General features: G+C 33.7%; 6 protein-coding genes. All 6 read left to right on the top strand.

The window, feature by feature from the left end:
* Positions 1-387: 387 nt before the first annotated feature.
* The 6 genes from NEH75_RS13390 to NEH75_RS13365 are packed head-to-tail and all read left to right on the top strand — an operon-like array spanning position 388 to position 4,992.
* The gene (locus NEH75_RS13390) at positions 388-798 is read left to right on the top strand and encodes a PTS sugar transporter subunit IIA (RefSeq protein ID WP_055306054.1); all 411 of its coding nucleotides are present in this window, start codon (positions 388-390) and stop codon (positions 796-798) included.
* A 17-nt stretch (positions 799-815) separates the two neighbouring features.
* The gene (locus tag NEH75_RS13385) at positions 816-1,286 is read left to right on the top strand and encodes a PTS sugar transporter subunit IIB (RefSeq protein ID WP_055306056.1); all 471 of its coding nucleotides are present in this window, start codon (positions 816-818) and stop codon (positions 1,284-1,286) included.
* Positions 1,287-1,298: 12 nt separating this feature from the next.
* On the top strand, positions 1,299-2,075 hold the full coding sequence (locus tag NEH75_RS13380) for a PTS mannose/fructose/sorbose/N-acetylgalactosamine transporter subunit IIC (RefSeq protein WP_055306053.1): 777 nt from the start codon (positions 1,299-1,301) through the stop codon (positions 2,073-2,075).
* Complete coding sequence (locus NEH75_RS13375) at positions 2,062-2,877, top strand: PTS system mannose/fructose/sorbose family transporter subunit IID (protein WP_055306052.1); 816 nt, start codon at positions 2,062-2,064, stop codon at positions 2,875-2,877. Before NEH75_RS13380 ends, NEH75_RS13375 begins: the two co-directional genes overlap by 14 nt.
* A 21-nt stretch (positions 2,878-2,898) precedes the next feature.
* Positions 2,899-3,900, top strand: coding sequence for an SIS domain-containing protein (locus NEH75_RS13370; protein ID WP_082427857.1), 1,002 nt, complete (start codon positions 2,899-2,901; stop codon positions 3,898-3,900).
* Between the two features lie 12 nt (positions 3,901-3,912).
* Positions 3,913-4,992, top strand: coding sequence for an SIS domain-containing protein (locus NEH75_RS13365; RefSeq protein WP_055306051.1), 1,080 nt, complete (start codon positions 3,913-3,915; stop codon positions 4,990-4,992).
* Positions 4,993-5,049: the final 57 nt, after the last annotated feature.

Raw genomic sequence — 5,049 nt, 5'->3', positions numbered from 1 at the left:
CACCAAATATTATAGAACCATTATTTGAAAAAATAATGTCTCTTTTTTTAGTAATTTAGATTTTTCAAAAGTTAAAGTTGTGAGTTTAAACTGATAAACTACTACTTTAAAATTTGATTAGGAGGCTAAAAGATTTCTTTTTGTTATTGACTAAATAGTAGTTCATTTTATTTTAAAATCTAGCATTTTTAGTGATTTTATCTAATGATTTTTTATAGGTGGGAGATTATCATTTGACTATACGATATGTACAAAAATGACTTGTTTACTAAAAATACTGATACTGAATTGACTTTGCTTTCAAGTGATGGTAAGATAAGCGTGTAACTAAAGTAAACGTTTTCTTTGGGTTTAAACTTAAATTAGAGGAAAAAGGAGTGAAACGTAATGGCGAAGATAATTTTAGCATCACATGGGAAGTTATCAAAAGGAATGTTAGACTCTGTTAAGATGATTATTGGGAGTTTAGCAGACGGAGTGGAGACGTATAGTTTATTTCCAGGTGAGAGTGCTAATGATTATGCGAATGAATTAAAAGAACGAATGTTACAAGATGAGGAAGATTATTTATTAATTTGTGATGTTCAAGGGGGAAGTGTTTTTAATTCATTAGTTCAGTTAGTGACAAATGAACGTGTTAAGGTTGTAGCGGGAATGAATTTAAGCTTGGTTTTAGAGTTAATAGTAGCTAACCAAGGGGGCTCTATTAATTTAGATACAATCTTAGAGGCATCAAAAGAGGGGATTTTATATAAGTGTAAAGATAACTTAGTTTTAACTGAAGATAGTGATTTTTAAGAGGGGGATGAATGAGTATGATTAAATGTTTAAGAGTGGATCATCGTTTATTGCATGGGCAAGTGGCGTTTTCTTGGACAAGCTATTTAAGTGCAGATTGTATTTTAATTGCAAATGATGCGGTTATGAAAGATGAAATTAGAAAAGCATCTATTAAATTAGCGAAACCACAAGGGGTGAAGTTAGTTATTAAAAATATTGAAGATAGTATCAAGTCTATCAATTCAGGTGCTACTGATAAGTATAAATTATTTATTGTAGTTGAAAGTGTTGAAGATGCTTATCGCTTAGTTCAAGGAACATCTTGTATTAAGAGTATTAATTTAGGGGGAACAAAAGCGAAGGAAGGAACAAGAAATATTTCAAAGGCTATCAATGTTCTTCCATCTGAAGAAGAAATGTTAAAAGAATTAAACGCTAAAGGAATTGAAGTTGAAATTCGCATGGTACCAAATGATACAAAATTAGATATTTTAAAAGCATTATAGGGGGGGATATAAATGATACAAGCAGTGTTATTAGGCTTAATTGCAATGCTTGGAAATGCCGAATATTTATTCGGGACAAGCCTATTATCAAGACCTATTGTTATGGGAGCACTGACAGGAATTATTATGGGCGATATTCCAACAGGTGTGATGTTAGGAGCAACATTAGAATTAGCATTTATGGGGGCCTTTTCAATTGGAGCATCGATTCCTCCTGAAATGATTTCAGGAACAGTTTTAGGAACAGCATTTGCAATTGCTAATGGAAGTGGAGCTGAAACAGCATTAACGTTAGCTTTACCGATTGCATCTTTAGTTTTAGTATTTAAAAATTTAGGAATGGTATTTATCTTACCGTCATTTGTTCATAAGGCAGATAAATACGCAGAAGAAGGTAATTTAAAAGGTGTAGCAAGAATGCATTTACTTGGGGGATTTTTTGGTGTTAACTTAATCATCGGATTAATTGTTGCGATTTCATTTTATTGTGGATCACCAGCTGTTGAGGCTTTCTTAGGTATTATTCCACAGTGGGTACAACGAGGACTTGAGTTAGCAATGGGATTATTACCGGCTATTGGATTTGGTTTATTAATGCAGATGATTATGAATAAAGAAGTAGCATGTTTCTTCTTCTTAGGATATATGTTATCTGTTTACTTAAATATTCCAGTTACAGGAATTGCTATTTTTGGAGGTATTATTGGGATTGTATTAACTCAATTAAGAGGAAGAAACACTTTAGCAATGGCAACAGAAGTGGGGGTAGATGAAGATGACGACTTCTAATAATATTACAAAAAGAGATTTAAATCGTGTATTCTGGCGTTCATTTGGAATGGAATGGTCATGGAACTATGAGAGACAACAAAACGTTGCCTTTGCTTATTCACTCATTCCGATTATTGAAAAGCTTTATAAATCAGATCGTGATCGCGCGGCAGCTTTAAAAAGGCATTTAGAATTTTTTAATACCACTCCACATTTATCAACATTAGTTTTAGGGATTGTCACATCGATGGAAGAAAAAAATGCGGAGCAAGAAGATTTTGATGTGGATACAATTAATAGTATTAAGCTTTCATTAATGGGACCTTTAGCGGGAATTGGGGACTCATTTATTTGGGGAACTTTAAGAATTATTGCTACGGGTGTTGGATTATCATTAGCAACACAAGGAAATGTTTTAGGTCCGATTTTATTCTTATTAATTTTTAACTTACCAGCACAAGGCTTAAGATATTACTTTATGCATACTGGATATAAACTAGGTGCAGGCGTTTTAGCTAAGTTGCAAGCGAATGGTTTAATGGATAAATTAACGTATGCAGCTTCTGTTTTAGGGTTGATGGTTGTTGGTGCGATGACGGCTGAGAATGTCTCATTAAATATTCCAGTCGTTATAGGTAGTGGGGAAGAGGCAACAACAATCGGTGATATTTGCAATAACATTATGCCTGGATTATTACCTTTAGGGTTTACGTTATTTATTTTCTACTTATTAAAAGCTAAAGGAGTTAAAACAACAACGTTATTAATGTTATGTGCTTTAATTGGATTAGTCGGAGCATTTTTTGGAATTTTAGGTTAGTTAGTTGATGGAGGGAATACGATGGAAATGATCAAATTCAATGAAGAAGAAAAAATCGGTAGCATAAATGGTGCACTAGCTTTAAGAGGAGAAATTAATCGTATTGTTGATGAGTTATGCGAAAAAGGATATGACAATCTTTGTTGGTTAGGTATAGGGGGAACTTGGGCATCAAGTATGCAAGCAGTTGTTCATATGAAAGAATTTTCTGCTATTGAAACATTTGCTGAAAATGCTGCCGAGTACTTAACAACTGGAAATAGGCGTATTGGAAAAGGAACAATCGTTATTATTTCATCAGTAACAGGTAGTACAGTTGAAATGGTTGAAGCGGTTAAGAAAGCCCAAGCAGATGGTGCCGTTGTTTTTGGATTTATTGATGTTGAAACAGCAGAATTAGCCCAAATGGTTGATTATGAAATGGCTTATAAGGCAAATGAACAATTAAAGTTCTTCATGGTAGCCGATCGTTTCATGCATAATAAAGGTGAAATTGACTGGTATGATCGTTTATATGCAGAATTTGATCAACACTTAGCAAATGCACTAGTAGAAGTTGAAAAATCAGCAGATGAATTTGGTAAAGAATTTGCGATGAAACATCACAAGGATTCTATTCATTATTTTGTGGGAACTGGTAATCAGTGGGGAGCTACTTATTCATATGCTATGTGCTATTGGGAAGAGCAACACTGGATTCGTACGAAATCAATTACATCAGGAGAGTTCTTCCATGGAATGTTAGAGGTAGTCGATCGAGATACACCAGTTACAGTTTATGTTGGAGAAGATGCACAACGTCCACTTTCAGTTCGTGTCGCAGAATTTTTACCACGAATTTGCGGAAATTATACAATCATCGACACAAAAGATTATGAGTTAAAAGGAATTAGCGAAGAATTTAGGGGAATGATTTCACACTTAGTGATGCATGCCGTGAATAATCGTATTGATGCACATATTGAGCGTATCAATTGTCATCCAATGGAAATCCGTCGCTATTATCGACGTTTAAATTACTAGGAGGCAGTTTTTATGCAACGAAAAACGATGGTTGATTATGTAAAGGAAGTCCCACAATTACTTGCTAAAAATGTGGAATCAGCAAGTGAGTTAGTCAATCCTTTAATCAATTATGTCGAAGGAAAAGAAATTAAAGACATTTTATTAATTGCTTCAGGATCTAGTTACAATGCTTGTCATTGTGCTAGGTCATTTATGATGAAACATTTAGGAATCAATGTGAAGGTGATTTCACCTTTTACATTTACCAATTATGAGTCAAATCTTTCACAACATACGCTCACATTAGTTATTACACAAAGCGGCTTAAGTACGAATGCCATTGAAGCATTAAAAAAGTTAAAATCAATGAATGTTAGTGCGATTTGCTTAACGGGTAATCCTGAAAGTGATGTTAAAGATTACGCTGATTTAGTAATTGATTATGGTGTCGGAGAAGAATTAGTTGGATATGTGACAAAGGGAGTCACGGCTTTATGTTTATTCCTAATGCTATTTGCCACGGTATACTCAAACCAACCCCAGTTACTTGATTCAATCAAATTAACAGCGAAGTTAAATGAACAAATGCTTGAAAAAAGCCAAGCATTTATAAAAAAACATTATAAACATTTTACAAGTATGCATCAATGCTACTTCTGTGGAAGTTATGCAAACTATGGAACAGTGTTAGAGGGTGCATTGAAAATAGGCGAGACAGTTCATATTCCAGCAAATGCTTATGAGGTTGAAGAGTATATTCATGGTCCAAATTTACAGTTAACACCTGCTTATACAGTAATTATTTTAGATAATAATGACCATACAAGTCAGCGAGTACATCAAATTTATCAAGCGACGAGAGCTGTTACTGATCACTGTTTTATGCTAAGTATGAATGCTAACTATTCAGAAGATGATTATGTTTTAGCGATTGATGATTCGATAGAAAGTGAATTATTACCACTTGTTTATTTACCATTTATTCAACTATTAAGCCATGAAGTTTCCACTGATTTAAAAAGTGTTTTTCAACACCCATTATTAAAGACGTTTAAGTCGATTGCTGATGCAAAAACATCCAATTATGTCAATTATGATGGAGATGAATAAATAAGAAATAAGAGGGAAATGACAAAATCCCTCTTATTTTTGGCTCTTTGTCAACTG

The sequence above is a fragment of the Turicibacter sp. T129 genome (assembly GCF_025594975.1).
Classification (GTDB): Bacteria; Bacillota_I; Bacilli_A; order MOL361; family Turicibacteraceae; genus Turicibacter; species Turicibacter bilis.
The sequence above is the reverse complement of the archived record's forward strand: the minus strand, read 5'-3'. Positions and strand labels throughout refer to the sequence as shown.

Bases quoted from the DNA above. Each gene is read 5' to 3' on its own strand.
- NEH75_RS13390 (WP_055306054.1), top strand. From the start codon at position 388: ATGGCGAAGATAATTTTAGCATCACATGGGAAGTTATCAAAAGGAATG.
- NEH75_RS13385 (WP_055306056.1), top strand. From the start codon at position 816: ATGATTAAATGTTTAAGAGTGGATCATCGTTTATTGCATGGGCAAGTG.
- NEH75_RS13380 (WP_055306053.1), top strand. From the start codon at position 1,299: ATGATACAAGCAGTGTTATTAGGCTTAATTGCAATGCTTGGAAATGCC.
- NEH75_RS13375 (WP_055306052.1), top strand. From the start codon at position 2,062: ATGACGACTTCTAATAATATTACAAAAAGAGATTTAAATCGTGTATTC.
- NEH75_RS13370 (WP_082427857.1), top strand. From the start codon at position 2,899: ATGGAAATGATCAAATTCAATGAAGAAGAAAAAATCGGTAGCATAAAT.
- NEH75_RS13365 (WP_055306051.1), top strand. From the start codon at position 3,913: ATGCAACGAAAAACGATGGTTGATTATGTAAAGGAAGTCCCACAATTA.